We start from the raw sequence: 26,386 nt of genomic DNA, 5'->3' as shown, positions 1-26,386 counted from the left end.
GATGCGGCCGGGAGAAGGTCTCGAAGCGCTGATGTCGCCAAGTTCGATCGCGATCATCGGCGCCTCGCAGGAGGCGACCAAGATCGGTGGCCGGCCGGTTGATCTGCTGCGCCGTCACGGCTATGCAGGCCGCATCTATCCGGTCAACCCGAAGGCCGCGATGGTGCAGGGCCTGAAGGCCTATGCCTCCGTTGCCGAGGTGCCGGAGGCGCCGGATCTCGCCATCATCGCGGTCGACGCGGAGCGCGCGGGCGAGGCCGTGGAGCAGTGCGCCGCGCGTGGCGTCCGCAGCGTCGTCGTGTTTTCGTCCGGTTTTGCCGAGCTCGGCGAGCAGGGCCGCGCGATGCAGGAGCGGCTGCGCGTTGCCGCGCGCAACGGCGGCATGCGCCTGCTGGGGCCGAACTGCCTCGGCGCGGTCAGCATCGCCGAGAAGAGCATCGCGACGTTTTCGATCGTGCTCGAGCACAGCATGCCGGTTGCCGGCTCGCTCGGAATCGTGTCGCAGAGCGGCAATCTCGGCAGCTACACCATGCGGCTCGCCAGCGAGCGCGGTGTCGGCGTCAGCCGCTTCATCACCACGGGCAACGAGTGCGACATCGATATCGCCGACGGCATCGCCTGGATGGCGCGTGATCCCGCCACCAAGGTGATCCTGTGCTGCCTCGAGGCCTGCCGCGACGCCGGCCGCCTGATCTCGGCGCTGGAGGAGGCGCGCGATGCCGGCAAGCCGGTCATCGCCATGAAGATCGGGACATCGGCGGCAGGCCAGGCCGCCGCGGCGTCGCACACCGGAGCGATGGCGGGGGCGGACGCCGTGTTCGACGCGCTGTTTGCCCGTTGTGGCGCGGTGCGCGTCCGCAGCATCGACGAGCTCATCGATCTCGGTCATGCCGCATCGATCCTGCTGCCGGATCGGCTGCCGAAGGGGCCGGGCGTCGCGATCCTCACAGCCTCGGGCGGTTTCGGCGTGCTGCTCGCGGATGCGGCACAAGCGGTCGGGCTGACCTTGCCGGAACTCGGACAGGAGACGCAGCGGCAGATTCTTGAGCTGGTGCCGTTCGCATCGGCCCGCAACCCGGTCGACGCCACGGCGCAGATGTCGAGCCGCCCCGATCTTTTGGAGAAGATCATGTCCGCCGTCGTGGCGGACGAGAGCGCTGACGTGGTAATCCTGCCTTTGCCGTTCTCGCTGCACCTGCCGCGCCTGCGATCCATCTATATGGACACGCTGCGCAACATCCGCGCGCAGTTTCCGCACCGTCCCGTCATCCTGTGTGTCGACGGCCCTGAGGATGCGCTGACCGAGCTGCACGCACTGGGCTTTCCGACGGTGGAAAGTTTCGACGGCTGCTGCGCAACCATCGCTGCACTGGTGCGATTGCAGGCAGTGTCGAAGCACCCGCAGGAGGCGCCCGCGGCGGTCGAGCGAGCACGACCGCTTGTAGCCGATGCCTTCCGCCACGAACTCGGAGCCAAGCGCGCGCTTGCCGACGCCGGTGTTCCGGTCCTTGTCGAGCATCTTGTGCAGGACGTCGATGCGGCGGCGCGTGCCGCCACCGAGATCGGTTATCCCGTCGTGTTGAAGATTGCCTCGCCCGATCTGCCGCACAAGACGGAGGCCGGCGGTGTGGTCGTGGGCGTGGGCTCGGAAGCCGAGGTTCGGCGCGCCTATCCCCAGATGCGCGATCGCGTCGCCACCAGGGCGCCGCATGCAACGATTGATGGTGTGATCGTGGCGCCAATGGCCAAGGGCGTGGCCGAGCTCATCCTGGGCAGCCGCATCGATCCGGTGTTCGGGCCGGTGGTGATGGTCGGCCTCGGCGGCATTTTCGCGGAGATCCTCCAGGACTCCGCCGTGCAGATGGCGCCGGTCAGCGAGACGCAGGCCATGGCGATGCTGAAATCGCTCAAGGCATTCGCGGTGCTCGACGGTGCGCGCGGCCGGCCGCGAGCCGACCTCGCAGCCGCGGCGCGGGCCGTTGCCGCGTTGTCGCGTTTTGCCGCCGCGCATGTCGATACGATCGCGGAGATCGACGTCAACCCGCTGCTGCTGCGGGCGGAGGGCGAGGGGGCCGTGGCGCTCGATGCGCTGCTGATCCCGCACGGTGCGCCGCCAACCCACTGACCCAAAAAATAGAGCCGGCGGAAGCCGGCCCCCAGGAATCGCTTAAAAGCAGGAGGAAACGGTGAAGAGATCGACGATCACTGCGCTCGGCATGATTACCTTGCTACTCACGAATGCGCCGCTGTCCGCACAGGGCATCTCCGGCGACGTCGTCAAGATCGGCATCATGAACGACCAGAACGGCCCCTATGCCGACAATTGCGGCCTCGGCTCGGTCGCCGCGGCGAAGCTCGCGGTTGGCGATTTTGGCGGAACGGTCAATGGTAAGAAGATCGAGCTCGTGATCGCTGACGACCAGAACAAGCCCGATATCGGCGTCGCCATCGCGCTGCGCTGGGTCGACAATGAAGGTGTCGACGCCATCGTCGGCTGCTCGGCTTCGTCGATCGCGCTTGCCGTGCAGGACATCATGAAGAACCGCAAGAAGCCCTATCTCCTTGCCGGCACGGCGGGCTCCTTCTTCACCAACGACAAATGCTCGCCGATGACCACGCAGTGGGTGGTTGATACCTATGCCCAGCCGAAGGCCACGGTGAAAGCGCTGCTCGCGCAGGGGATCGACAGCTGGTTCTTCCTGACGGTGGATTATGCCTTTGGCAAGGCCTGGCAGGCGGATGCGACGAAGTTCATCGAAGCGGGGGGCGGCAAGGTGCTGGGCTCGGTGCTGCATCCGCTGAACTCGTCGGATCTCTCCTCGTTCCTGCTGACGGCACAGGCCAGCGGCGCCAAGGCGATTGCGCTCGCCAATTCGGGTGCGGATTTCGCCAATGCGATCAAGCAGGCGCAGGAGTTCGGGCTGACCAAATCGCAGCTGCTCGTTCCCCTCGGCCTCATGATCAGCCAGACGCACGGAATTGGCCTCAAGGATATTCAGAACGTTCGGCTGACGACGCCGTTCTACTGGGACATGACGCCGGAGAGCCGGGCCTTTGCCAAGCGCTATGCCGAGGCGACGAATGGTCAGCTTCTCAACGAGGGCAAGGCCGCCACCTACAGCGCAATCACGCATTATCTGAAGGCGGTCGCTGCGGCCAGTTCCGACGACGGTGACGCCGTGATGCGGCAGATGAAGAACACGCCGATCAACGACTTCGAAATGAAGAATGTCAGCATCAGGGCTGACGGCCAGGTCATGCGTCCGCTCTATGTCGCGCGCATCAAGGCTCCGGCGGAATCCAAATACACCTACGACTATTACGACATCACGGGCACGATCGCGCCCGAGGATGCGTGGCGGCCGGCATCGGAGAGCGCCTGCGACCTTCTCAAGTCGCAGTGAAGGACTGGCAGCCGGGCGGGACATGTCGGCAGATATGGCGAAAGCAGGAAGCGTGCGATGAGTGTGGTTGAAGCGGTATCGATGCAAGCCGTCGCGGCGGAGAACCTGACGGGTGAGGCCTATCGCGGCGCGATGCGTCGCTGGCTGCATGGTAATCTGCCCGCCAGTTTCCGCAGCGACAGCGCCGCATTCGCATCGCCCACACTTCAGCAGTCCATTGCCTGGGAGGCGGCGATGTACCGCGCCGGGCTGACGGGCATCACTTGGCCGCAGGCCTATGGCGGGCACGGCCGCTCCTTGCGTGAGCACCTGATCGCCAATCAGGAGATCGGTGCGCTCGCGATGCCCGAAAGCGTCAATTCGATCGGTAAGGAGCTTGCCGGTCCCATCATTCTCGCGGTTGGGACCGAAGAGCAGAAGCAGCGTTTCCTGCCTGCGATCCTCGACATGCGCAACATCTGGTGTCAGGGGTTTTCCGAGCCCGAAGCCGGCTCCGACCTGGCGGGGCTTCGCACCCGCGCCACACGCGACGGTGACGGCTGGCGCATCACCGGCCAAAAGATCTGGACCAGCGGCGCATACCGGGCCCAACGCTGTCTCGTGCTCGCCCGCACCGGGCCGCTGGAGGATCGCCATCGCGGCCTTGCGATGTTCGCGGTGCCGCTCGATGCGAAGGGCGTGCGGGTGCGGACCATCAAGTCGATCGATGGCCGCGAGAGCTTCTGCGAGGTGTTCTTCGACGAGGTCGAGGTGGCTCAGACTGATGCGATCGGTGCGCCCGACGAGGGCTGGGCCGCGGCGATCCGCGTGCTGGAGATCGAGCGTGCGACCAACCGCATGTATCGCGCCTGGCGATTCGAGAACGAGTTGCGTCATCTGATTTCGGCCTGCAAGGCGGATGCCGCGCTGTCGCAGATGGTCGACGATCATCACTACGCGGTCAGGCTCGGCGAGGTCGCGGTCGAGATCGAGGTGCTGAAAGCGCATGTCGAGACCGCCGTCGAGGCGCTCGTCAACGGTGACAAGATCGGCGCGCGGGGCAGCCTTGCGAAGCTCTATTGGAGCGAATCGCATCAGCGCTTTGCCGCGCTTGCCCTCGAGCTGCTTCAGCAGGCCATGTTGCCGCAGCTCGCGGCAATCAAGGTGGCGCGGCGGCGTTTCGAGGCGATCTATCTGCAGGCCCGCGCCGAAACGATCTATGCCGGCACGACCGAGATACAGCTCGGCATCATCGCCGATCGGATCCTCCAGCTCTCGCGAGGCAAGTGATGACCGTGGCCGGTGAAGGACTTCAGCCCGCCGAATTCGCCGCAACCGCGACGCGTGCCGTCGTGGCCTGTGCCGGGCAGGAGATGCGTGCGCAGGCGCGCAATCTCGCCGATGACGGGCTGCTCGGCATCATCGCGGACGAGGAGGTCGGGGGGCTTGCCCTGCCGCTCGGCTTCGCGGTGCCGGTGATCGCGGCCGCCCATTCCGGACTGCTCGGTTTTCCGCTGCTGGAGACGCTCTTTGCCGGCCGCCTGCTCCAGCAGTCGCTGCCGCATCTCGCCGCCGCGATCATCTCGGGCGAGACGTTGGTGTCCATCGCGTGGCAGGGCGAGGCTGTCGCCGAGCGGGAAGGTGAAGCTGTCGTACTGAGCGGCTGGGTTGCGCGAGCCCCCTGCGCGGACAAAACCGACTATCTGTTGGTCCGGATCGGCGAGGGTGCTGCGGCCTTGGTCTCGATCGATGCCGAGGGCGTTGTAGTGGAAGACGCGGCAGGTCTCGACCTGACGGTGCCGGAACACGCGGTGGGTCTCCAGAGGGTCCGCATTCCCATCGACTCGATCCTGCCGGCGAACACATGGGATATGCTCAGCTCAGACGCCAACGTACTGCGTGCCGCGGCCATCCTGGGATCTGCCGAGGCCTGCCTGTCGCTGGCGCAGGAGCATGCGTCGACGCGCCGGCAGTTCGGTCACGCTCTGTCCTACAATCAAGCCATTCGTCATGCGCTGGCGCGACAGAAGCTGGGGCTGGAGAGCATTCGTCATGCGATCACGCGAAGCGTGTCCGAGGGGAGTGGCTCCGTTCAGCGTGATGCGGCGTTCCTGGCCGCGGCAACCTATGGCAGCTCGATCAGCGAAGGCGCGCTGCAGATCCATGGCGGTATGGGCTTCACCTGGGACATTCCGGTGCATCGTCATTTGCGCCGGATCCGCACGCTGCAAGCCCAGGGCGATGCCAGCGGCCTGATCAGCGCATTTGGCCGCCGTTACATATCGGAAGTTGCTCCGTTCACTGAGGCAGGAGCATGAAGGAGATGACCATGACCGAGACCAGGGATCAGACGCTCGCGGGCCGCGTTGCACTCGTCACCGGTGCCGGAAACGGCATCGGCCGCGCGACTGCGCTCAAATTGGCCTCACGCGGCGCGATTGTCGGCGTCAATGATCTGAAGCCGGAATTCGTGAGCGGCACGGTCGATGCGATCAAGGCTTCCGGCGGCGAGGCGTTGGCCGTTACGCAAGACGTGTCCAGTCGCGACGGCATGCGGCAGGCACTGCTTGGAGTGGCGGAGCGGCAGGGACGCTTCGACATCCTCGTCAACAACGCAGCCTGGGTCCGTTACCAATCGGTCGCCGACATCGCGCCGGAGACCGTCGAGCGCATGCTCAATATCGGCTTCAAGTCGGTGATGTGGGGTATCCAGGCCGCCGCGGAAGTCATGGATGCCGAACGTGGCGGCGCGATCGTCAACGTCGCTTCGGTGGCCGGTCTGCTTTCGGCCAAGAACAGCATCGTTTACAGCGGCATCAAGGCCGGCGTCATGGGCATCACACGCGCAGCCGCGGCGGAGCTCGGGGAGCGCAACATCCGCGTCAACGCGGTGGCTCCCTCGGCCATTCCGACCGAAGGAACCATGCGCAACCGCAACGCCGAGCTCGACGCGCGCCGGATCGCGCGAACGCCGTTGGGGCGGCTCGGCACGGTCGACGACATCGCCAAGGCGATCTGTTTCCTCGCCGGCGACGAGAGCGGATTCATCTCGGCACAGGTGCTCACCGTCGATGGCGGGATCACCTTGACCAACATTGCCTGACGGTGCGATCGCCATGTCCAGTCTGACGCCGGAACAGCAGGTCCTGAAAGAGGCCTATATCAAGGCGCGCGGCTATTGGCGGCCCTGGACGGAAGGCCTGCTGCGCCTCGATCCCGAATTTCTTCAGACCTACGGCAAGTATGCGGGCTATGCCGCCGAAAAGGGGCCGCTGTCTCCCAAGATGCGGGAGCTGATCTACGTCGCGCTCGATGGCTCAGCGACGCATCTGTTCCGCTCAGGGCTCGCACTACACCTCCGCCTCGCGCTTCAGGAGGGGGCGTCGGCACGGGAGATCGTCGATGTCTTCCGTCTCGCAACGGCTCAGGGGCTCGACGGCTGCAACGTCGGTGTCGGCATTCTCGCGGAAGAACTGGCAAGCGCGGGCATGGATGTCGATCAAGGCGAGCTTTCGGACGAGCAGAGGGTGCTGCGGGATGCCTATGTCGCGCGGTTCGGCGATTGGCCTGACTTCTGCGAGCAGTGGCTGCGGCGCGATCCCGGCTATTTTGCCCTCTTGTTCGATCTCCTCCGAGGCGGAACGGCCGGGGAGGGTCTCGACCAACGGTCGCAATGTCTGATCTCGATCGCATTGAACGCCTGCTTCACGGCGCTCAACCCGCAAGGGCTGCGTGTGCAGATTAGACGGGCCCTGCGCCTCGGCATCGCCCAGCGGGAGATCCTTCAGGTTCTCCAGATGACCGCGCATCTAGGCGTTCATTCCTGCGCCATCGGCATCCCGGTTCTGATGGAAGCCCTCGATGAGCGCGCGTCGAAGGCGGGCGCAAGCGGGGAAGGGCCGGGCGAGGGAGAACGAGCATGAAGGGATTGGCGATCCGCAATCACAGGGCCTTCGCGTCCGGCGCCCTGTTCCTCGCCTTTGCAATCTTCTTCTTCGTGGCGGCGCTAGGCTACCCCGCGGGCACGGCCGCGCGAATGGGGCCGGGCTATTTCCCGCGTCTGCTCGCGGTCGTGCTCGCTGCCATCGGTCTCGTCGTGATCCTCAGTGCCATGAAGCCCGCCGCGGAACGGCAGCTGCTGCGCAAATGGGATTTCAAGGGGCTCGCCTGGGTGACCGGGTCCGTGGTCCTGTTCGCAGCCTTGCTGTTTCCGCTCGGTCTGGTCGGCGCCTTGTTCGTGCTGATCATGGTGTCGAGCCGGGCCAGCTCCGAGTTCACCTGGACGGGCGCGCTGGCGAATGCGGCGGTGCTCATTGCGCTCTGTCTTGCCGTCTTCGTCTACGGTCTCGGGCTGCAGCTGCCCGTCTGGCCGTCCCTTCTCAACTGAACGGGCCGACCGATGGATCTCGTCCACAATCTGGCGATGGGCTTTGCGACCGCCGCCCAGCCCGCCAACCTGCTCTACGCCTTCTTCGGATGTCTGCTCGGGACCCTGATCGGCGTGCTTCCCGGCCTTGGCCCGCTCGCAACCATCGCGATGTTGCTGCCGATCACCTATGCGCTGCCGCCGGACGCCGCGCTGATCATGCTCGCCGGAATCTATTACGGCGCGCAGTACGGCGGCTCGACCACTGCCATCGTCGTCAATTTGCCCGGCGAGTCCTCCTCTGTCGTGACCACGATCGATGGCTACCAGATGGCGAAGCAGGGCCGCGCCGGCGTCGCGCTCGCCACCGCTGCCATCGGCTCGTTTTTTGCCGGATGCGTGGCCACGCTTGCGCTGGCCGCCCTTGCAGGCCCGCTGACCGCGACGGCCCTGCTGTTTGGCCCAAAGGAATTCTTCGCGCTCATGATCCTGGGGCTGATCCTCGCCTCCGTGCTGTCGAGCGGCCCGTTCATCGAGGGCATCGGCATGGTCGTGCTCGGCATGCTCCTCAGCCTCGTCGGCACCGATCTGAACAGCGGCAGCCAGCGCTTTGCCTTCGGCATTCCCCAGCTGTTCGACGGTCTCGATTTCGTACCGTTGGCGATGGGCATCTTCGGCTTTGCGGAGATCGTCAAGAATCTCGAGCAGGACGACAAGCTGTCGCTGGTCACTCAGAAGATCACCAATCTGTTTCCGACCCGCGACGACTTCCGCCGCATGGTGCCCGCGATGCTGCGCGGCACGGCGCTCGGCACCCTCCTGGGCGTCCTGCCTGGCGGCGGTGCGGTGCTCTCGTCCTTTGCGTCCTATACGCTCGAGAAGAAGCTGTCGCGGCATCCCGAGCAGTTTGGCAAAGGAGCCATCGAAGGCGTTGCAGGGCCTGAATCGGCGAATAACGCAGGCGCGCAGACCTCGTTCATTCCTTTGCTGACGCTCGGCGTTCCCTCCAACGTCGTGATGGCCCTGATGGTCGGTGCCATGAACATCCACAACATCCACCCGGGTCCGGAGGTGATGACGAAGAACCCGACCCTGTTCTGGGGCCTCATCGTCTCGATGTGGGTCGGCAATCTGATGCTGTTGATCCTCAATCTTCCGCTCGTCGGGCTGTGGGTGAAGCTGCTCACCATTCCCTACCGATATCTGTTTCCGGCGATCATGGTGTTCTGCTCGATCGGCGTCTATTCCATCAACAGCGGAACGTTCGAGGTCTACGAGGCCGCAATGTTCTGCGTGTTCGGCTACGTCCTGATCAAGCTGCAATTGCCGGCGGCGCCGCTGCTCCTGGGGCTGGTTCTGGGCCCTGCCATCGAGGAGAATTTTCGCCGCGCCATGGTGCTGTCGCGCGGCGACGTCACTGTGCTGCTCACCTCACCGCTCTCGGCGAGCCTCCTGGCCGCGGCCGCAATCGCGATTCTCCTGATCATGCTGCCCACGATCCGGGCGCGGCGCGAGGAGGCGCTGCAGGAATAAGACGCACGAGAGGTATCCGAAGGCTCCATCCATGATCCGTGAACCTGCCGCCTTCGAGGCCCTGCTGGAGCGCGTGCGTCGGTTTGTCCGCGACATTGCCATTCCGGCCGAGGCGCGCGTCGAAAGCTGCGATGAGGTCCCGGCGGACATCGTCGCCGTCATGCGAGCCGATCTCGCGGGCGGCGTTGAAGCAGCATTGACCTAGATCAACCGCCGCCATGGCCGATCGGCGCGAGTGTCACGTGCTCGCCACGTGAAGTTCCAGGCCTTCGCCGTAGCCGGTGAGGGAAACCGCGGCGGTGGGTCCACGGGCGGACCTTTGGCATCGTTTGGCGGGGACGTAAGACGTCCTGGGGTGAATTGAGGGCGGGTGGGTTGCCATGATGCTACAGTTCCTCGCCGGCACGCTGGTCAGCATGATCAATATCGGGCTCCATGCGCTCGTGACGGTCGTCGCCGTCGGGATCGCGCGCAGCGCAGGTCTGCGTCACTTCAAGCGGCCGAAATTGCACCTGATGGGCGTCATGATCGCGACCGCCGTGGTGTTGAAGGTCGCGCACATGCTGGAAGTCCTGGTGTGGGCCGCGGCCTATGGCATCGTCGAGGCTGCCGCCGCCGACACCGACCTGCTCTACTTTGCTTTCGTCAACTATACCACGCTCGGTTATGGCGACATCACGCCGGTACGCGAATGGCGGCTGATCGGCCCGTTCACCGCCATGAATGGCGTGCTGCTGTTCGGCTGGTCCGCCGCCATTCTTTTCGAGGTGTTGCGCAAGACGCTCGAGCATCTTGGGCTGACTGAAGCGCCTGGCCCAGTTTCACGCCGGCCATGAATGCGGCTGGGGCGAACGGCCCCCCGGATCGTTCGTCAACCGCGATCGACGTTTCGCCAGTTCAAGGATGCAGGTCGAGGCTGGCGAGCTGGTTCCGGTCGAGCAACACGATCTGCCGTTGGGTGTTGCCGATGAAGCCGAGGATGCCGAGCTCGTGCAGGCGCGACAGAGCGCGCGAGACCGTCTCCAGCGTCAGGCCGAGATAGTCGGCAATATCGCGTCGCGACATCGGGAGCGCGATGACGCCCGCCGCCGTCAGCCGCTTGTCCATTTCGAGCAGGAACGCCGCGACCCGTTCCAGCGAGGTCTTGCGGCCGAGCAACAGCATGTGGTCTTCCGCATGCTGGAGATTGTTCGTGGTCATGCTGAGCAGGTTTCTGGCTACCATGGCATCGCTCTCGGCCACCGTTTCAAGACTTTGTCGCTTGATCAGGCGCACCGTGGTGTCGACGACCGCTTCCGTCGTAAATCGATGCTCCCCGCCGTTCTCGAGCCCAAAGATGTCGCCGATGAGGTGGAATGCGCCGATCTGCCGGCGACCATCCGACAACAGCTTGTAGCTCCGCACCGCGCCCGCCTTGACCTGATAGACATATTCGGCGGGCTCTTTCTCGCCGTAAATCTCGGTGCCTTTTCTGTACGAAAATTCGCTTAAACTGACGAGCGCATTTGAATCGCTGGTCATGCCGAGGTCACGGAGGGAATTGGGACGCTGTGCGGAATCGGTTGTGATGCGAACAAACATTGGCCAAGTCCTCAGCTCATCGCCGAATTTGGTCCGTCCGACGAAGTATTTCCGCTGTTGGGAATGCGCCGCGCTGTTCCGCTCCCGCCGGGTTGATTTACGCCCAAGGCAGTATTTCAATCCATTGTCCCTAGGTTCATTGTACCAAGGGACAGCTCTGGCGCTTGGTGCGCAGAATGAGAAAGCGCTGCCGCTGCGGGGATTTGGCTCATTGCATGCAGATATTTCGGTTCTCAAACTGTTGAAGCTGACCTTGTCCAGCGAGAGGACGTCAATGGTCCTCGCTGGAACTGGGTGAGAGGTTGAAGGTGTCGGGTCTCGTTCACGTGGTTGATGACGACGAGTCCTTTCGGACCGCGATAGCACGGCGTCTGAAGCTCGCGGGCTATGAGGTCGCGACCTATGCGTCGGCACTGGAGTTGGAGAAGACCGCGCTGGATCCCGAGCAGGCCGGATGCATTTTGCTCGACGTGCGCATACCAGGATTGAGCGGCCCCGATTTGCAGGCGCGATTGATCGCGTCCGGCTCGACGCTGCCGATCATCTTCCTGACGGGGTATGCAGACACGCCGACCACCGTGAGGGCGATCAAGGCGGGTGCGGAAGACTTCCTGACCAAGCCGATATCCTCCGAGCAGTTGATCGATGCGATCGAGCGCGCTCTGGCGGGTCAGCGGACGGCGCGCGTTCAGCGCAGCAAGCTGGATACTTTTCGGACTCATCTGGCCACGCTGACGCAACGCGAGCGACAGGTGTTCAATCTCATCGTGCGCGGCCGGATCAACAAGCAGATTGCGCATGAACTCGGGACGACCGAACGCACCGTGAAAGCCCACCGCCATCAGGTAATGGAGAAGATGCAGGTGCATTCGCTTGCGGAACTCGTTTCGATCGCGGAACGGCTCGGAATGCTCGGTACGAACGAGGATTAGCTGCTTCGTCACAGCAAGCCCGGTTCCCACGGGGTAGTTACCCCAAAGGACAATATCGAGGCGTGTTGACAGTGCACGGCGAGGCGTGCGCAATGATGCACAGGCGCCGGGTCGGCAACGCAAAGCAAGCGTGTGCAATATCCCACCGCCGTCACAGCGCTCGCAGTTCGTCCATCTCCCGAAAGGCAGATCGCCTTGCCGCTATGCCCGTCCGTTTTTGTCGTCGATGACGATCAGTCCATGCGGACCAGCCTGAGCAGGTTGCTGCGTGGGCACGGTTTCGACGCCACACTGTTCGACTCCGCGAGGGCCTTGCTCCAGCACGGCCAATTCTACACCGCGATCTGCATCGTCCTCGACATCGATCTTGGTGGAAAATCCGGCATCGACGTCCGGCGAAGACTGGCTGAGCAGGGCGTCACCGCACCGGTAATCTACATTACCGGCAACGACAGCACCGCGAACCGCGCTGCGGCGCTTGGATCCGGTTGCATCGCCTATCTGATCAAGCCCTTTACTGCGAAGTCACTGATTGAATCCGTCGAACGCGCCGGCACCTCGTAAGTCCGGCTCCAGCGGTCATTCGTCGATCTGCTGCTCGAGCGTCCTGGCTGGCGTTCCCCTGTGGACTGAGGCGAATTGCGCCAGCGGAATCGAAGTCGTCAGGGCCAGGAGGTTCGAATCGACGAGTTCGAGCGTCAGGGTCTTGCCGGATTCCATTTCCCTGATGATCTTCGGCGCCGCCACATCGGCGGCGATGCACAGATTGGTGAGACACCAGGTATAGGGCAGGCGGAAGGGCGCGCCCTGGTCGACACTCAACCTCGGTGACTGTTGCAGGTACATGCCGACAGGCACGAACAGTTGCAGCCGGGCCGTGGCGGCGTCTTCGCGTTCGATCAGATCGACGCGCACCGCCGTCTGTCCGGTCGCGAATTGGCCGGTGATCGAGGTCCGGCACAGTGTGGGCGCGCCTCCCGCCTTGAAGCAGAGCTTCTGCCAACCTCCGTAGCTGATGTCCTTTGCTTCACGCTGACCACGTGTGGCGACTTCGGCCGGCGTCTCGGCCTGGGCGCCCTTCGGTGCGGCATGGCTGGGCGCCGCCGTGGCGCCGGCGATGGCGATAAGCAGGAGACTGGCAAGGCAGTCACGGGCATTGGGCATGATTTCACCTACGGATCTGGCATCTATTTCAGCGCGTCGAGGAACGTCGTTACCAGTGGCGACCAGAGCGGGATGGCATCCCTCGAGCCGATGAAGAAATGGCCCTCATTGCCGAACGGCGGCATCAGGTGGTACTCGGCCCGGCCGCCGGCGGCGGTGAAAGCCGTATGCATGCGCTTCGACAGTTCGGGGCCGAAGAAAGTGTCGTTCTCGATATAGATCCATAGCATCGGCACACGCGACGTGCGGCCGAAATCGGCGGTGGCCTCAACCAGCCTGTCGGGGGCGCAGTTGTTGTTCGGCTTGCCGCCGACGCGTCCACCACGACCCGCAGCGAAGGTGATGATGGCCTTCACCTGCGGCGGGTTCATGCTCGACAAGGCGATCGAGGCCCAGCCACCGGCGGACTGCCCGATCACGATCACGTCCTTGGGGATGATGCGCTTTTCGGCGGCCAGATAATCGATGATATCGAGGTCGACCTTGGCGACCGCGAGCCCGGCGTCATGGAAATTGGGATTGCTGCACTTGCCGATCTTGGAGAAGAACGGTCCGTAGACCGCGCGCTCGGGAATGTCGATGGCGACTGCGCCATAGCCGGAGCCGACCGGCGCCACCACGAGGTAGCCGCGCCTTGCGAACCATTGGGCGGCGTCGCGGAATTCGACCAACGGAAAGAAACTGCGGTCGGTCGGGTTGAGCGAGACGCCGTGGTTCATGATCACGAGCGGGAAGGGGCCGTCGCCGACGGGACGCACCAGATAGGCGAACATCGGAAGCGGTAGTGGCAGCGCCCATATCTCTTCCTGGATGCGGACGTCATCCGCCGCGCGCGCGGCCGTGGCGAAAGCGGCCCACGCGAACAATATGGCCGCAAGATATCCCAGCACCGATCTGGCCGGTCGCCGCATCATGGGTCTCCGTCATCCGCTGTAGGTTGCCGCAACGATGATCGGCCCGAGGACGGTGAGCACCACGTTTCCGACCGCATATGGCACGGCGACGCCGAGGACCGGCGTCTGGCTCTCGGCCACCTCGCACGCGCCGGTCACCGCGGCATCGACGGTCATGGCGCCGGCCAGTGCGCCGCAGGTCACGACCGGGTTCATGCGCAGCACATAGAAGGCAAACAGCGTCGCGACGATCAGCGGCACGAGCGTGATGACGAGACCCATGCCGACCAGAAGCAGCCCGTGGGCCTGGATCGCGGCCCAGGCCGCGGCGCCGTTGCCGAGCCCGATCGCCGCGATGAAGCCGCCGAGTCCGAGATCGCTCAGGGTCTGTTGCGCCGCCGGCGGCAATGCGCCCATGGTCGGCTTGCGCGACCGCAGCCAGCCGCAGACGAGGCCCGCGATCAGCGCGCCGCCGCCACCGCCGAGCGTGAGCGCGACGCCGCCGATCCTGAAGCTGACGAGCCCGGCGAGCAGGCCGGCCGCAATGCCGGCGGCAAGAAAGGCAATGTCGGCGCGATCACCCGATCGCAGGATCTGGCCGATGGCCTTTGCTGCCCGTTCGATATTGCGCGTGCTGCCGACCAGCGTCATGACGTCGCCGACATAGATCCGTGTGTCCGCGCTCAAGGGAACCTCGCGGCCCATGCGGGTGAGGGCGCGCAGAAAGACGCCCCGGGCGTCGGTGCCGACACGCGCCGCGATCTCCTGGATCGAGCGGCCGTGGAGATGGCGGTTGTCCACGAGCACCTCCAGCACGTTGCCCGGGACCGCCTTCAAGATTTCATCGGCGTCGATCTCGGTGCCGATGATCGGCTTGGCGGCGACGATGACAGCGGTGCGGCCGGCGATGACGATGTCGTCGCCGGCCTCGAGCATGGTCTCCAAGCGTGGCTCGATGTCCGCGCCTTGGCGGACGATGCGCTCGACGACCGTGCGGCTGCCGAGTTCCTCCTCGATCGACTTGACGGTGCGCCCGGCGCCCGCGGTCACGCGATAGGCGCGGGCCTGGAACTTGCGATAAGAGAGGTTCTCGGTTTTGGGCGGTTCGCCGCCGGCAAGCTCCGCCTCGAGCTTCTTTGCCTCAGCCTTCAGGTCGATCCGCATCAATTTCGGCGCGACGAAGGGGACGAACAGCAGCGTCAGGATATAGCCGAGCACGTAGGTCACGGCGTAGCCCGCCGCGATGTTCGCCTCCTGCTGGCTCAGCACATCCTTGGGCAGGCCGAGCTGGGCCAATGCCCCCGAGGCCGTGCCGATGACGGACGATTGCGTCAAGGCTCCGGCCGCAATCCCCGAAGCGGTGCCGGGATCAAGCCGGAAGCCGTGGGCAAACAACAGGACGACGACCAGACCGGTGCCGCCCAGCACCAGCGCCATGGCGACCTGCGCGAGCGTGCGGACGCTCAAGGAGGCGAAGAACTCGGGCCCGGACCGGTAGCCGATCGTGAACACGAACAGGCTGAACAGGATGACGCGGAGCAGCGGCGGGAACGCAAAATTGCCGAGCTGTCCGAGCAGCACGGAAACGATCAGGATGCAGGCTGTGGTCCCGACGGCAAAGCCGCGGATCCGGACTCGGCCCAGGATCGTGCCGATGGCGACGGCCAGCAGCAGAAAGATTTCCGGAGCGGTGGAGATGATCCACCTGACGGTATCCATGTCGCTCTCCCCCGGCGCTTTGCCGTGATCTCAGTCGGGAAATCGCGGGCATTGCTTGATCCAGATCAAGCCCTGCGAGCGGCAAGGCACCGCCTATCGGATGATGCGGAATTCGCGACAGTCGGCATCGTCAACATGAGCGCTCTCGACCTCGCAGCCGGCGCGATCCGGCGCGACGAAACGGTGGAGATCGTTCTGCTGCTCGCGTTCTCGGGCGGCTATATCGACGCCTATACCTGGATCATCCACGGCGTGATGGCGAATGCCCAGACGGCCAACCTGATCTTCCTCTGGGTTTATGCGACGGCCGGCGACTGGACGAAGGCGTTTCACTTCGTGCCGCCGCTTCTCGCCTTTGCCGCCGGTATCGTGATGGCCGCATGGCTGCGCCGCGCTGCGGGCGAGCGGGCCAGCGCAATCAGCACCCTGCTCGAGATATTGCTGCTGATCGCGATCAGCATCCTGCACAACAGGCTGCCGGATCTGGCTGGAACGCTCGGCATCTCGTTCGTCGCCGCGATGCAGACCGCGATTTTCACCAGGGTCGAGGGCGTTGTTTGCAGCACGGTGATGATCACGGGCAACATGCGCCAGGCGATCGAGGCTGTCTTTTTGGCCGTCGCCGGAGGCGCGCCGCTCGGCACGCTGCGCCGCTCGGGCATTTTCTTCGCCTTGTGTGCGGTGTTCGGCTTGGGCGCCGCGGTGGGCGCCTTCGCCACCAAGGCTATTCCGGACCTCGCGCTCGGCCTTCCCGTGGTCGCGCTGTTGGTGGTCTTGCTGCGCTGCGAAGCCTCGCATCAGAGGGCCGTCCAATGAGCGCGCCGTCCGAACCTGGATGGATACGGTTCTTCCCGCCGGCCGGCTGGCTTGGCGTCTACCGGCGAGAGTGGTTTTCCTCCGACGCCGTCGCCGGCGTCACGCTGGCTGCTTACGCCATCCCGGTCTCGCTCGCCTATGCCGCGCTGGCCGGCCTGCCGCCTCAGATCGGCGTTTACGGCTATATGCTCGGCGGCATCGGCTATGCGTTGCTCGGCTCGTCCCGGCAACTTGCGATCGGGCCGACCTCGGCGATCTCCCTGATGATCGCGGGCACCGTCGGTGCGCTGGCTGGAGGCGATGCGATACGCTATGCGCAGATCGCAAGCCTTGCGGCCTTTGCAGTGGCGGTGCTGTGCTTCATCGCGTGGTTGTTCAAGCTGAGCGTGCTGGTCCGCCTCGTCAGCGACAGCATCCTGGTCGGCTTCAAGGCCGGCGCCGGGCTCACCATCATCATGAGCCAGCTGCCGAGCCTGCTCGGCGTTGCCGGCGGGGGCCACAATTTCTTCGACCGCGCCATCAAGCTGGCCGGCCAGCTCGGGACCGTCAACCTGCTCGTGCTCGCCGTCGGCGCGGTCGCGCTGCTGCTGCTCCTGTTCGGCGAACGGCTGTTGCCGGGCAAACCGGTCGGCATCACCATCGTCGCGCTCGCGATCGGGACGGCGACGCTGCTCGGCCTGCCGGCGCTCGGCGTGCCCGTCACCGGGAAGATACCGGAAGGTCTGCCGGCCCTGGGCATTCCGACGCTCGGCCTGCTGGACTTCGACGATCTCTTCCCGCTCGCCGCAGGGTGTATCCTGCTGGCTTATATCGAGGGTGTTTCGGCCGCCCGCAGCTTCGCCGCCAAGCACGGCTATCCCCTCGACGTCCGGCAGGAGTTCCTGGGGCTGGGCGCCGCGAACCTCGTCGTCGCCTTCGGCCATGGCTATCCGGTTGCCGGCGGGCTGTCGCAATCAGCCGTCAATGACAGCGCCGGCGCACGGACGCCGCTCGCTTTGGTGATCTGCTCGGTGACGCTCGGGCTGTGCCTTCTGTTCTTCACGGGACTCTTGACCAACCTGCCCAAGGCCGTGCTTGCAGCTATCGTCTTTGCCGCCGTCTACAAGCTCGTCGACGTCCGCGCGCTGGTGCGGATGTGGCAGGTCAGTCGGATCGATTTCTACGCCGCAACGATTGCGTTGGTCTCCGTGCTATTGCTCGGAATCCTGCAAGGCGTGCTGCTGGCGTCGATCGCTTCGATCCTTTTGCTGCTGGCCCGGGCCTCGCGGCCAAACATCGCGTTCCTCGGCCGCTTGCCCGGCAGCGGCCGTTATTCGGACAGTTCAAGGCACGCGGACATCGAGCCCTTGATCGGCGCCATTGCGTTCCGGCCCGAAGCCTCGCTGCTCTACATCAACGCCGAGACGATCCTCGATACCGTCCTGATCGCGCTCCGGCGCGCTCCCGAGATCCGGCTGGTGGTCTGCGATCTCTCGGCCTCACCTTATATCGACCTCGCCGGCGCGCGCATGCTGCACGATCTCTACGACGAGCTCGCCGCGCGAAAGATCATGTTCTCCATCGTCGGCGCGCACGCGCAGCTCCGCGACCTCTTGCGCGCGGAGGGGCTGGCGGAGAGGACGGATAGCGGCCAATGGCTGCGGTCGCTCGACAGCGTTCTCGGCGACGAGCAGGCCGTGCCGGCGCAGCGGACGGCCTGAGCGAGCGTGTTGCAATGCGAATGACCGCTGCGGCCGACGGTCTCGCCAGAATGCGTCCGACCGTTGACTTGGATCAATAGAGCCAGCGGCGCCGAACTCACGATCGCGCTCATCTTCGCCCAATTGGCATCAAATGACCATCGAGTGACCATCAGGGCTTCGCCGAGGATCGGGAGAGACATATGTCCCAGGACACCAAGCCAGCGCAAAAGCGCATCGATCAGTTCTTTTCCGGACCCGGGAGCCGGGCGGACGAATGGCGCGACCTCGTGGAGGCCGCGAAGGCGTGGGCTCGCGTCGGCAATCGGGCGGTCTACGATGCGGCACTGGCCGAGCTCTCGGTGACTGAGGAGTTCTACGGCTATCCCGGCCTGCAGCTGATGGCGGCATTGCGGGAGGCCGCGTCCGCGGGCGATGGGGCGGTGTCGTTGGCCCTTGCGACGCGGATTACCCAGGCACTGACGACGCGATCCTTCCGTCAGCATGCCGGCGACTGGAGCGCGAAGGATGACGGCAATGGCGACGCGCCCGAGCTGGTGCCACCGACATTCGGTGCGCATACGGCACGTCGGCCGTATTTCGAAACCCTGATCGTGACCGGCGTGTCATCAAGTCAGTGGCCGGCGCTCGCCGCCGAATGGCGCAAGTTGCGGCGTCCAATCGATGGCTTCATCTATGAGCCTGTCATCGTCGGCAGCCTGGAAGACGCATTCTGCGCGACCATGCTCAATCCCAATATCGCGGCCGTCATCATCAACGAAGGCTTCGGGCTGCGCTCCCGCCACAACGCACCGGTGCTGCGCTCGATCACGACTTCGGCCGGCCTCAACGACGAGTCCGACGCCTCCGCGCTCCGGCTCGCCCAGATCATCAAGCGCGTCCGACCCGAGCTCGACCTCTACATGATCTCGAACCGCGACGTCGAGGAGCTGGCTGGAAACCCTGAAGCCAACGTCGTTCGCCGCATCTTTTACTCCGTCGAGGAGCTCCTCGAGCTGCATCTGTCCATCCTCGAAGGCATTCAGGATCGCTACGACACCCCGTTCTTCGACAATCTGAAGAAGTATGCGCAGCGTCCGATCGGCACGTTCCATGCGTTGCCGATCGCCCGCGGAAAGTCGATCTTCAAGTCCGACTGGATCCGCGACATGGGCGAATTCTACGGGCCGAACCTGTTCCTGGCCGAGAGCAGCGCCACCACGGGCGGCCTCGACAGCATGCTGGAGCCGACCGGCAACATCAAGAAGGCGCAGGAGAAAGCGGCGAGGGCGCTCGGCGCTGACCGCGTCTTCTTCGTCACCAACGGCACCTCGACATCGAACAAGATGGCGGTGCAGGCGCTGCTCGCGCCGGGCGACATCGCGATCGTCGATCGCAATTGCCACAAGTCGCATCACTACGGGATGGTTCTGGCCGGTGCGCAGCCGCTTTACGTCGAAGCCTTCCCGATGACGGAATACTCGATGTACGGCGCGGTGCCGCTGAAGACGATCAAGCAGGCGTTGCTCGGCGCCAGGGCCGACGGCCGGCTCGACCGCGTCAAGATGATCGACCTCACCAACTGCACCTTCGACGGCCACATCTACAACACCCGCCGGGTGATGGAGGAATGTCTCGCTATCAAGCCGGACCTGATCTTCCTCTGGGACGAGGCCTGGTTCGGCTTCGCGCGCTTCTCGCCGTTCCTGCGCCGCCGCACCGCGATGGGAGCGGCAAACGAGATCGAGGCGTGGATGCACGACCCGAAGTCGGTCGCGGCCTATGAGAAGCAGCAGGCCGAGCTCGGCAAGAACCCGTCGGACGAGATGCTGCTCAAGACCCGGCTCATTCCCGATCCCAGGCAGATCCGCCTGCGCGTCTACCAGACCAACTCGACCCACAAGTCGATGTCGGCGATCCGGCAAGGCTCCATGCTCTCGGTCAAGGACGTCGAATTCCACACGGTCGAGCAGCAGTTCAAGGAGGCCGTGTTCACCCACGCTTCCACTAGCCCGAACCAGCAACTCATCGCCAGCCTCGATATATCGCGGCGGCAGATGGAGCTGGAGGGTTACGGTCTCGTGGCCAATGCGATGGAGATCGCGCTTGCCATTCGCCAGGCGGTCAACAACAACCCGCTGATCTCGAAATATTTCCGCATCCTCGGCGCCGACGCCATGGTGCCTGCCCAGTATCGCCAGAGCGGCTTTACCGATTATCTCGCCGCGGGCGTGAATTGGGTCAACACCCTCAAGAGCCTGGAAGAGGACGAGTTCTGCCTCGATCCGACCCGCATGACATTGGTGTGCGGCATGGCCGGTTATGACGGCACCCAGTTCAAGGGTATCCTCGCCAACGAGTACAACATCCAGGTCAACAAGACCTCGCGCAACTCGGTCCTGGTCCAGTCCAACATCAACAACACCCGCAGCGACGTCGCGCATCTCATCCGCGTCCTCGCCGAGATCGCGGGCGAGGTCGATCGCGGGTTGGCGCAGGGCGGTGCCAATGCGAAGAAGACGTTCGAGGCACGGGTCAAGAGCCTGATGACCGACGTGCCTGATCTGCCCAACTTCTCGCATTTCCACCCGAGCTTCCGCGGGGATGCCGGCAGCAAGACCAATGAAGGCGACATTCGCAGCGGCTTTTACGCGGCCTACGACGTGGCGGGTTGCGAACATATCCGTCTCAACGATCCCGAGATCGATCGCCGGCTCAAGTCGGGACCAGAGCTCGTTTCGGCCAATTTCGTGATCCCGTATCCGCCGGGCTTCCCGATCATGGTCCCCGGTCAGGTCGTCACGCAGGAGACCATCGACTTCATGCGCAAGCTCGATGTGAAGGAGATCCATGGCTACGACGCCAAGGAAGGGCTGAAGCTCGTCCGCTCCGAAGCCTTGGCGAAGATCGGAAAGCCCAGGCCCGCCGCGACACCGAAGTTGAAAGCGGCATCTTAGAGGGGATCGAACATGCAGGGCTTTTTCACGTTCCTGCAGCAGAATCCGTACCTGCTGCTGTTCTTCGTCGTCGGCCTCGCCGTCTATATCGGCCGGGCCAGCATCAAGGGGTATGGCCTCGGTATGGTTGCCGGCGCCATCGTGGTCGGCGCCGGCGTCTCGGTGTGGTCGTCGACCTACGGCGTGAAGCTCGAGCTGAACAATTTCGCCAAGAGCCTGTTCTACTATCTCTTCATGTACGGCGTCGGGTTGCGCGTCGGACCGTCCTTCATCAATAGCCTGAAGGGCGACGGCCTGAAGTTCTGCATCCTGGCGGTGGTATCGAGCGTCATCGGGCTCGCGCTGGTGGTGATCGGCGCCAAGATGTTCTCGCTTCCGCCAGGCGCAGCCGGCGGCATGTTGGCGGGATCGCAGACCATGTCGGCGGCGATCGGCTCGGCCGAGCAGGCCGTCACGTCGGGCGTCGTCAAGCTGCCCGAAGGAATGAAGCCTGAGGAGGCCTCAGGCATGATCGCACTGTCCTACGGCATCACCTACATCTGGGGCACCGTCGGCATCATCCTGATCTGCAAATATCTGCCGCGCTGGTGGGGCGTCGACGCTAAGGCCGCCGCAAAGCAGTACGAGCGGGAATTCGGCGTCAAGGATCTCGAAGGCGGCGGCCTGACCGGCTATCGTCAGTTCGGTCTGCGGGCCTACCGGCTGGAGAACCCGGCGACGGTCGGCATGAGCATCGCAAAGTTTCGCGCGATCAATCCCGAATACCGGATCGTCAATGTTGGGCGGAACGGCGAGCCGCAAGGCGCGGATGCCGACCTCGTGCTGCAGAAGGGCGACATCGTCGCCCTCGGTGGCTCGACCGAGCACCTCACCGAGAAGATGGGCCTGATCGGTCCGGAGGTCCCGGATGCCAAGACGCTCGGCATTCCCATGGACCAGGCGGACATCCTCATCACCAACAAGGAGATGGTGGGGCGCACCTTCGAGTCCTTCCGCGACACCGCGATCGCCGGCCAGCTGCAAGTCACCAAGGTCGAGCGCGGCGGTGTTCAGATTCCGGCGGGTCTCAAGACCAAGCTGGAGCGGATGGACATCGTTTCCGTGGTCGGCTTGAAGTCTGCCGTCAACGAGCTCGGCGAGATGTGGGGCCGGATTGCCCGATCCAACACCTCGACCGATCTGCTGACGCTGGCGGTCGGGATGATCATCGGCTTCCTGATCGGCAAGATCGAATTTCCGGCGTTCGGTGCCAAGATCGGCCTCGGCAACGCAGGTGGTCTGTTGCTGTCGGGTGTGATCGTGTCGTCGGTCGTGTCGCGTCTGCGCTTCTTCGGCAACACGCCGAACGCGGCGCGCAACGTGCTGGAGGATCTCGGCCTCGTGGTCTTCGTCGCCATCGTCGGCGTCAACGCAGGCGCGGGACTGCTGTCGCAGCTCACGGGTGCAGTCGCCTTGAAGATATTCCTGGTCGGCTTCATTGCCTGCACGATCCCGCCGTTCATCGTCTGGGCGATCGGCTTCCACGTCTTCAAGATCAACCCGGCCGTGCTGATGGGCGGCGTTGCCGGCGCGCGGTCGCACTCCGGCCCGTGCCGTGAGGCCGCGGTCGAGATCCAGAGCTCGGTACCCTGGATCGGATTCCCGGTCGGCTATGCCGTCTCGGGCATCTTGCTCACCGTGTTCGGCTACTTCGCAATGATCCTTGCGCAATGATCAAAAGGGGGAAGAAAGTCATGAAGATACTTGCCGTTGGCGTCGCCCTGGTTGCCTCGATTGCCGCCCTGACCGGTCTCAGCACGCCGTCGCGTGCCGAGACCGGCGAGGTCGCCGTCGTCTTCACCAAGGGCGGCTTCATCGTCGGCGTCGGGGGCGGCGAGGGCGTTCTGCTCCTCAGGGGCAAGAAATATCCCTTCACCGTCTCCGGCATGAGCGTCGGCCTCACGGTCGGGGCGTCGACGACCAAATTCGTCGGCCGGGCGCTCAATCTGAAGGGACCAGCATCCATCGAAGGCTCTTACGCCGTGGGCGGAGCGGGCGGAGCCGTGGCCGCAGGCGCCGGCGCCGTTCAGCTGCAGAACGCCAACGGCGTGATCCTTCAGCTCAGCGGTCCGAGGGTCGGCGCGGAAGTGTCGGCTGCGGTCGGCGGCGTCACGATCCGCCTGAAATAAGCAGGCACTTAAAGCAAACGGGCTGCGTCACCGCAGCCCGTTTGGCATTTCTATATCGCGCTTCAGTACCGCTCTTCGACGAATTTCAGCCCGCGCAGGCTCGCCTGATCGTTGTAGCGTCCCTTGTGGGAGCGCGGCGGCAGCTTGACCTTGTCCCGCTTGACCTTCTTGTACGGGATCGTTCTCAGGATGTGCGAGATGACGTTGAGCCGCGCGCGCCGCTTGTCGTCGGAGCGGATCAGCCGCCACGGCGCATGCTTGGTATCGGTTGCCTCGAACATCATGTCGCGTGCGCGGGAGTAATCGTACCAGCGCCCGAACGACTCGGTGTCCATCGGGCTCAGCTTCCACTGCCGAAGCGGGTCCTCGATGCGCGCCTTGAAGCGGAGCTCCTGCTCGTCCATGCCGACCTCGAGCCATAGCTTGATCAGGATGATGCCGGCGTCCACGGCGAATTTTTCGACCAGCGGACATAATTCCAGAAAACGCTTGTGCTCCGACGGCGAGCAGAAGCCCATCACATATTCGACGCCGGCGCGGTTGTACCAGCTGCGGTCAAAGATCACGATTTCGCCGCCGGCCGGGAATTGCTCGATATAGCGCTGGAGGAACAGCTGGGATTTCTGCCGGTCGGACGGCGCGGGCAGGGCGCAGACGCGGAACACCCGCGGGCTCACCTTTTCCGTCAGCGCCTTGATGGTGCCGCCCTTGCCGGCGGCATCGCGCCCTTCGAAGATGACGATCACCTTCAGCTTCTCGGCTCTCACCCATTCCTGGAGGTGACACAGCTCGACCTGGAGCTTTTCCAGCTCCTTCTCATAGTCCTTCCGCTTCATTCGCTCCGCGGGCGCATCCTTGGCCATGCAGGTCCTTTCGCTGCTGAGCTTGTCAATCGCCCCAGAACTAATCGTCCCAGGAGATGGTCACGCCGATATCGCCGGGCACGCCGCCCGGGAATTCGATGATCTGGTAGGCGATGCGATAGCCGCGCGGTTTCAGATAATCGGTCCAGAGCTGGAAGATCTCCTTGGGGATGCCGGTCAGCGTGGTCTCCCAGCCCTTTTCCATCTGGTTGATGGCGCGCCCCTTGTCGGTGCAAAGCGAGTTGGGGAAGCGATAGACCAGCACCTCCGTCAGGCCGTTTCGCACCGCACGCTGGATGATGGTCGAGGCGAGTTTGATCTTCTCCTCCTCGCTCTTGCCGGAGGGTTTGCTGAGCCGCTCGATCAGCGCGCGCTTCTCGGCTTCGACCGCGGCGGCGAGGCGGACATACTCCTCGGCCTTCTCGGCCTCCTTGAGAGCGGCTTCCTTCCGAATCTGGGCGGCGTTGGGGATGAGATCGTCTAGGCCGGGCATGGCTGGCGGCTCCTGATGGTTATCCAATCAGCATCCAGGAAACGCTAGGTCCGGCGGAGGATGTTCCCTTGATTCAAATCAAGCAAACCGCGGCCAGCCCGAGCACAATATCGCACATGCGCATTTGATCGGGAGAGACGCTTTGAGCGACCAGCTTCATCCGATGGCTCCGCACCATCTGCCGTTTTATCTGGCGCCGGGGAGCGGGACCGATACGCTGATGGTCGTGATGGGGCTGTTCCTGATCGGCACCGTGCTCTGGGTCGGTACGCTCTATTGGAAGCTGCACAGCCTGCCCGAGCGGATGGCGCACAAATCGCAAAAACTGCAGTTCGAGCTCGTCGCGGTGCTCGGCCTGATCTCGTTGTTCACGCATATGCACATCTTCTGGGTCGCAGGCCTCCTGCTCGCGTTGATCGATCTTCCCGATTTCGGCACGCCGCTCCGCAGCATCGCCGGGTCGGTCGAGAAGATTGCAGAGGCAGCGCCTGCCGCCGGTGGCGAAGAGATCCGGACAGAGGCCGCGACGCCTCCCGCACAGAAGCCGGAAGCCGCAAAGAAGGAGCACAGCCATGTTTGAGCTGATGTTCTGCTCGCTGCTGACGATCCTGCCGGACTATCTCTATCGCCGCTACGCCCAGGGCAAGCGTTTCGGCAAGGAGATCACCTTCTTCTCGGTCTGGTACGAGCTGCGCTGGGGCATTACCGGCTGTCTGATGCTGACGGTGTCGCTGATCACCATGATCTTCTACTTCCATCCTTCGACGTCATCGGCGACGCTCTATTTTCGCACCGTGCCGATCCTGCCGGAAGGCTCGGGCCGCGTTGCCGAGGTCAAGGTCGGCTTCACCGCGCCGGTGAAGAAGGGCGACGTGCTGTTCACGCTCGACGCCTCGAAGCAGCAGGCCGCGCTCGAAACCGCCAAGCGGAAGGTCGCGGAGGTCGAGGCCGCCATGCAGACGGCGCAGGCCGACGTGGTCAAGGCCGAGGCGCAAATCGGAGAAGCAAAGGCGAGCTATCAGCAGGCCAAGGATGAGCTCGAGGTCAAGACCGAGCTGCAGCGACGCAATCCCGGCATCGTTCCGCAGCGTGATATCGACAAGCTCCAGGTCTTGGTCGATCAACGTCAGTCCGGGATCGATGCCGCGACCGCCGCGAAGCAATCCGTCTCGATGCAGATCTCCATTCTGCTGCCGGCGCAGAAGGCCAGCGCGGAGGCCGCGCTCGACCAGGCCCAGGTGGATGTCGACAAGACCTTCGTCCGCGCCGGTGTCGATGGACGCGTCGAGCAATTCCTGATCCGCCCCGGCGACGTCGTCAATCAACTCATGCGGCCCGCAGGTGTTCTCATCCCGGAGGGGGCCGGCCGCAAGGCGCTCCAGGCCGGGTTCGGCCAGATCGAGGCACAGGTGATGAAGGAGGGCATGGTGGCGGAAGCGACCTGCATCTCCAGGCCATGGGTGATCATCCCCATGGTGATCACGATAGTGCAGGACTACATCGCTGCCGGACAATTCCGATCCGGGGAGCAATTGGTCGATCCGCAGAACGCCGTCCGCCCCGGCACCATCCTGGTGTTCATGGAGCCGCTTTACAAAGGTGGCCTTGATGGCGTGACACCGGGCAGCAGCTGCGTCGTCAATGCCTACACCAGCAACCACGAGGAAATCTCGGCCAAGGGGACTTCGACCAGCCGGAAGATCGCCTTGCACGTTGTCGACGGTGTCGGCCTGGTGCATGCCCTGCTCCTGCGCATTCAAGCGCTGCTGCTGCCAATCCAGACGCTGGTGTTGAGTGGGCATTGAGCTGTGACGGCGCCTCACGAGCCTGTCGCAGCGG

At 64.2% G+C, this 26,386-nt stretch carries 25 protein-coding genes; 19 read left to right on the top strand and 6 right to left on the bottom strand.

Annotation, left to right across the window (positions count from 1 at the left end; genetic code table 11):
• The first annotated feature begins 1 nt into the window (after position 1).
• The 10 genes from RAD10_RS20330 (at position 2) to RAD10_RS20285 (ending at position 10,118) form a co-directional block, all read left to right on the top strand.
• Positions 2-2,125, top strand: a complete 2,124-nt coding sequence (locus tag RAD10_RS20330) for an acetate--CoA ligase family protein (protein WP_461618955.1) — start codon at positions 2-4, stop codon at positions 2,123-2,125.
• 61 nt (positions 2,126-2,186) lie between these two features.
• The gene (locus RAD10_RS20325; protein WP_461618954.1) at positions 2,187-3,404 is read left to right on the top strand and encodes an ABC transporter substrate-binding protein; all 1,218 of its coding nucleotides are present in this window, start codon (positions 2,187-2,189) and stop codon (positions 3,402-3,404) included.
• A 57-nt stretch (positions 3,405-3,461) separates the two neighbouring features.
• Positions 3,462-4,673, top strand: a complete 1,212-nt coding sequence (locus RAD10_RS20320; RefSeq protein WP_461618953.1) for an acyl-CoA dehydrogenase — start codon at positions 3,462-3,464, stop codon at positions 4,671-4,673.
• A complete protein-coding gene (locus RAD10_RS20315; RefSeq protein ID WP_461618952.1) occupies positions 4,673-5,701 on the top strand; it encodes an acyl-CoA dehydrogenase family protein in 1,029 nt (342 codons plus the stop codon). Before RAD10_RS20320 ends, RAD10_RS20315 begins: the two co-directional genes overlap by 1 nt.
• Positions 5,702-5,712: 11 nt before the next feature.
• Entirely contained in the window at positions 5,713-6,486 is a 774-nt protein-coding gene (locus RAD10_RS20310; RefSeq protein ID WP_461618951.1) for an SDR family NAD(P)-dependent oxidoreductase, read from the top strand.
• Between the two features lie 13 nt (positions 6,487-6,499).
• Positions 6,500-7,306: a carboxymuconolactone decarboxylase family protein gene (locus tag RAD10_RS20305; RefSeq protein ID WP_461618950.1), complete on the top strand. Its 807-nt coding sequence runs from the start codon at positions 6,500-6,502 to the stop codon at positions 7,304-7,306.
• A complete protein-coding gene (locus RAD10_RS20300) occupies positions 7,303-7,770 on the top strand; it encodes a tripartite tricarboxylate transporter TctB family protein (RefSeq protein WP_461618949.1) in 468 nt (155 codons plus the stop codon). Before RAD10_RS20305 ends, RAD10_RS20300 begins: the two co-directional genes overlap by 4 nt.
• 12 nt (positions 7,771-7,782) lie before the next feature.
• Positions 7,783-9,282, top strand: a complete 1,500-nt coding sequence (locus tag RAD10_RS20295; RefSeq protein ID WP_461618948.1) for a tripartite tricarboxylate transporter permease — start codon at positions 7,783-7,785, stop codon at positions 9,280-9,282.
• Positions 9,283-9,313: 31 nt separating this feature from the next.
• Positions 9,314-9,487 carry a hypothetical protein gene (locus RAD10_RS20290; protein WP_461618947.1) on the top strand — a complete coding sequence of 58 codons (174 nt, stop codon included), beginning with the start codon at positions 9,314-9,316 and terminating at the stop codon, positions 9,485-9,487.
• Between the two features lie 175 nt (positions 9,488-9,662).
• Positions 9,663-10,118, top strand: coding sequence for a potassium channel family protein (locus tag RAD10_RS20285; protein WP_461618946.1), 456 nt, complete (start codon positions 9,663-9,665; stop codon positions 10,116-10,118).
• 61 nt (positions 10,119-10,179) lie between these two features.
• On the opposite strand, the gene RAD10_RS20280 is transcribed toward RAD10_RS20285, so the two are convergent.
• Positions 10,180-10,863 (bottom strand): helix-turn-helix domain-containing protein, encoded by a 684-nt coding sequence (locus RAD10_RS20280; RefSeq protein ID WP_461618945.1) that lies wholly within the window; start codon positions 10,861-10,863, stop codon positions 10,180-10,182.
• 308 nt (positions 10,864-11,171) lie between these two features.
• Here RAD10_RS20280 and RAD10_RS20275 point away from each other — a divergent pair, with 308 nt between their 5' ends.
• Entirely contained in the window at positions 11,172-11,795 is a 624-nt protein-coding gene (locus tag RAD10_RS20275; protein WP_461618944.1) for a response regulator transcription factor, read from the top strand.
• Between the two features lie 132 nt (positions 11,796-11,927).
• Positions 11,928-12,359, top strand: a complete 432-nt coding sequence (locus RAD10_RS20270; protein ID WP_461618943.1) for a response regulator — start codon at positions 11,928-11,930, stop codon at positions 12,357-12,359.
• 15 nt (positions 12,360-12,374) lie between these two features.
• Here the strand turns inward: RAD10_RS20270 and RAD10_RS20265 are convergent, their stop codons facing one another.
• From RAD10_RS20265 to RAD10_RS20255, 3 genes are read right to left on the bottom strand one after another with little or no spacing between them, the layout of a single operon-like run.
• A complete protein-coding gene (locus RAD10_RS20265; protein ID WP_461618942.1) occupies positions 12,375-12,959 on the bottom strand; it encodes an invasion associated locus B family protein in 585 nt (194 codons plus the stop codon).
• Between the two features lie 23 nt (positions 12,960-12,982).
• The gene (locus RAD10_RS20260; RefSeq protein WP_461618941.1) at positions 12,983-13,873 is read right to left on the bottom strand and encodes an alpha/beta hydrolase family protein; all 891 of its coding nucleotides are present in this window, start codon (positions 13,871-13,873) and stop codon (positions 12,983-12,985) included.
• 9 nt (positions 13,874-13,882) lie between these two features.
• Complete coding sequence (locus RAD10_RS20255; RefSeq protein ID WP_461618940.1) at positions 13,883-15,571, bottom strand: aspartate:alanine exchanger family transporter; 1,689 nt, start codon at positions 15,569-15,571, stop codon at positions 13,883-13,885.
• Between the two features lie 135 nt (positions 15,572-15,706).
• Between RAD10_RS20255 and RAD10_RS20250 the strand changes: the two genes are divergently transcribed.
• The 5 genes from RAD10_RS20250 to RAD10_RS20230 all read left to right on the top strand — a co-directional run bounded on the left by RAD10_RS20250 (position 15,707) and on the right by RAD10_RS20230 (position 23,191).
• Positions 15,707-16,387: a YoaK family protein gene (locus RAD10_RS20250; RefSeq protein WP_461618939.1), complete on the top strand. Its 681-nt coding sequence runs from the start codon at positions 15,707-15,709 to the stop codon at positions 16,385-16,387.
• The gene (locus RAD10_RS20245) at positions 16,384-18,087 is read left to right on the top strand and encodes a SulP family inorganic anion transporter (protein ID WP_461618938.1); all 1,704 of its coding nucleotides are present in this window, start codon (positions 16,384-16,386) and stop codon (positions 18,085-18,087) included. The genes RAD10_RS20250 and RAD10_RS20245 overlap by 4 nt, the downstream gene beginning before the upstream one ends.
• 182 nt (positions 18,088-18,269) lie before the next feature.
• A complete protein-coding gene (locus RAD10_RS20240) occupies positions 18,270-21,023 on the top strand; it encodes a decarboxylase (protein ID WP_461618937.1) in 2,754 nt (917 codons plus the stop codon).
• 12 nt (positions 21,024-21,035) lie between these two features.
• A complete protein-coding gene (locus RAD10_RS20235; RefSeq protein ID WP_091952571.1) occupies positions 21,036-22,736 on the top strand; it encodes an aspartate:alanine exchanger family transporter in 1,701 nt (566 codons plus the stop codon).
• A gap of 20 nt (positions 22,737-22,756) precedes the next feature.
• On the top strand, positions 22,757-23,191 hold the full coding sequence (locus RAD10_RS20230; protein WP_091953865.1) for a hypothetical protein: 435 nt from the start codon (positions 22,757-22,759) through the stop codon (positions 23,189-23,191).
• 62 nt (positions 23,192-23,253) lie between these two features.
• On the opposite strand, the gene ppk2 is transcribed toward RAD10_RS20230, so the two are convergent.
• Positions 23,254-24,054, bottom strand: coding sequence for a polyphosphate kinase 2 (gene ppk2 / locus RAD10_RS20225; RefSeq protein WP_091952570.1), 801 nt, complete (start codon positions 24,052-24,054; stop codon positions 23,254-23,256).
• 40 nt (positions 24,055-24,094) lie between these two features.
• A complete protein-coding gene (locus RAD10_RS20220; protein WP_091952569.1) occupies positions 24,095-24,547 on the bottom strand; it encodes a hypothetical protein in 453 nt (150 codons plus the stop codon).
• 163 nt (positions 24,548-24,710) lie between these two features.
• On the opposite strand from RAD10_RS20220, the gene RAD10_RS20215 reads away from it, so the two are divergent.
• Both RAD10_RS20215 and RAD10_RS20210 read left to right on the top strand, forming a co-directional pair.
• On the top strand, positions 24,711-25,127 hold the full coding sequence (locus RAD10_RS20215; RefSeq protein WP_049814962.1) for a hypothetical protein: 417 nt from the start codon (positions 24,711-24,713) through the stop codon (positions 25,125-25,127).
• Positions 25,120-26,352, top strand: coding sequence for an HlyD family secretion protein (locus tag RAD10_RS20210; protein ID WP_091952568.1), 1,233 nt, complete (start codon positions 25,120-25,122; stop codon positions 26,350-26,352). The genes RAD10_RS20215 and RAD10_RS20210 overlap by 8 nt, the downstream gene beginning before the upstream one ends.
• Positions 26,353-26,386: the final 34 nt, after the last annotated feature.

Source organism: Bradyrhizobium sp. 23AC, from assembly GCF_054863025.1.
Note: the sequence above shows the minus strand (reverse complement) of the source record. Positions and strands in the feature narration are given on the sequence as shown.

Coding starts and splice junctions, on each gene's coding strand:
- RAD10_RS20330 (WP_461618955.1), top strand. CDS start 2: ATGCGGCCGGGAGAAGGTCTCGAAGCGCTGATGTCGCCAAGTTCGATC.
- RAD10_RS20320 (WP_461618953.1), top strand. CDS start 3,462: ATGAGTGTGGTTGAAGCGGTATCGATGCAAGCCGTCGCGGCGGAGAAC.
- RAD10_RS20315 (WP_461618952.1), top strand. CDS start 4,673: ATGACCGTGGCCGGTGAAGGACTTCAGCCCGCCGAATTCGCCGCAACC.
- RAD10_RS20310 (WP_461618951.1), top strand. CDS start 5,713: ATGACCGAGACCAGGGATCAGACGCTCGCGGGCCGCGTTGCACTCGTC.
- RAD10_RS20305 (WP_461618950.1), top strand. CDS start 6,500: ATGTCCAGTCTGACGCCGGAACAGCAGGTCCTGAAAGAGGCCTATATC.
- RAD10_RS20300 (WP_461618949.1), top strand. CDS start 7,303: ATGAAGGGATTGGCGATCCGCAATCACAGGGCCTTCGCGTCCGGCGCC.
- RAD10_RS20295 (WP_461618948.1), top strand. CDS start 7,783: ATGGATCTCGTCCACAATCTGGCGATGGGCTTTGCGACCGCCGCCCAG.
- RAD10_RS20290 (WP_461618947.1), top strand. CDS start 9,314: ATGATCCGTGAACCTGCCGCCTTCGAGGCCCTGCTGGAGCGCGTGCGT.
- RAD10_RS20285 (WP_461618946.1), top strand. CDS start 9,663: ATGATGCTACAGTTCCTCGCCGGCACGCTGGTCAGCATGATCAATATC.
- RAD10_RS20280 (WP_461618945.1), bottom strand. CDS start 10,863: ATGTTTGTTCGCATCACAACCGATTCCGCACAGCGTCCCAATTCCCTC.
- RAD10_RS20265 (WP_461618942.1), bottom strand. CDS start 12,959: ATGCCCAATGCCCGTGACTGCCTTGCCAGTCTCCTGCTTATCGCCATC.
- RAD10_RS20260 (WP_461618941.1), bottom strand. CDS start 13,873: ATGATGCGGCGACCGGCCAGATCGGTGCTGGGATATCTTGCGGCCATA.
- RAD10_RS20255 (WP_461618940.1), bottom strand. CDS start 15,571: ATGGATACCGTCAGGTGGATCATCTCCACCGCTCCGGAAATCTTTCTG.
- RAD10_RS20250 (WP_461618939.1), top strand. CDS start 15,707: ATGAGCGCTCTCGACCTCGCAGCCGGCGCGATCCGGCGCGACGAAACG.
- RAD10_RS20245 (WP_461618938.1), top strand. CDS start 16,384: ATGAGCGCGCCGTCCGAACCTGGATGGATACGGTTCTTCCCGCCGGCC.
- RAD10_RS20240 (WP_461618937.1), top strand. CDS start 18,270: ATGTCCCAGGACACCAAGCCAGCGCAAAAGCGCATCGATCAGTTCTTT.
- RAD10_RS20235 (WP_091952571.1), top strand. CDS start 21,036: ATGCAGGGCTTTTTCACGTTCCTGCAGCAGAATCCGTACCTGCTGCTG.
- RAD10_RS20230 (WP_091953865.1), top strand. CDS start 22,757: ATGAAGATACTTGCCGTTGGCGTCGCCCTGGTTGCCTCGATTGCCGCC.
- ppk2 (WP_091952570.1), bottom strand. CDS start 24,054: ATGGCCAAGGATGCGCCCGCGGAGCGAATGAAGCGGAAGGACTATGAG.
- RAD10_RS20220 (WP_091952569.1), bottom strand. CDS start 24,547: ATGCCCGGCCTAGACGATCTCATCCCCAACGCCGCCCAGATTCGGAAG.
- RAD10_RS20215 (WP_049814962.1), top strand. CDS start 24,711: ATGGCTCCGCACCATCTGCCGTTTTATCTGGCGCCGGGGAGCGGGACC.
- RAD10_RS20210 (WP_091952568.1), top strand. CDS start 25,120: ATGTTTGAGCTGATGTTCTGCTCGCTGCTGACGATCCTGCCGGACTAT.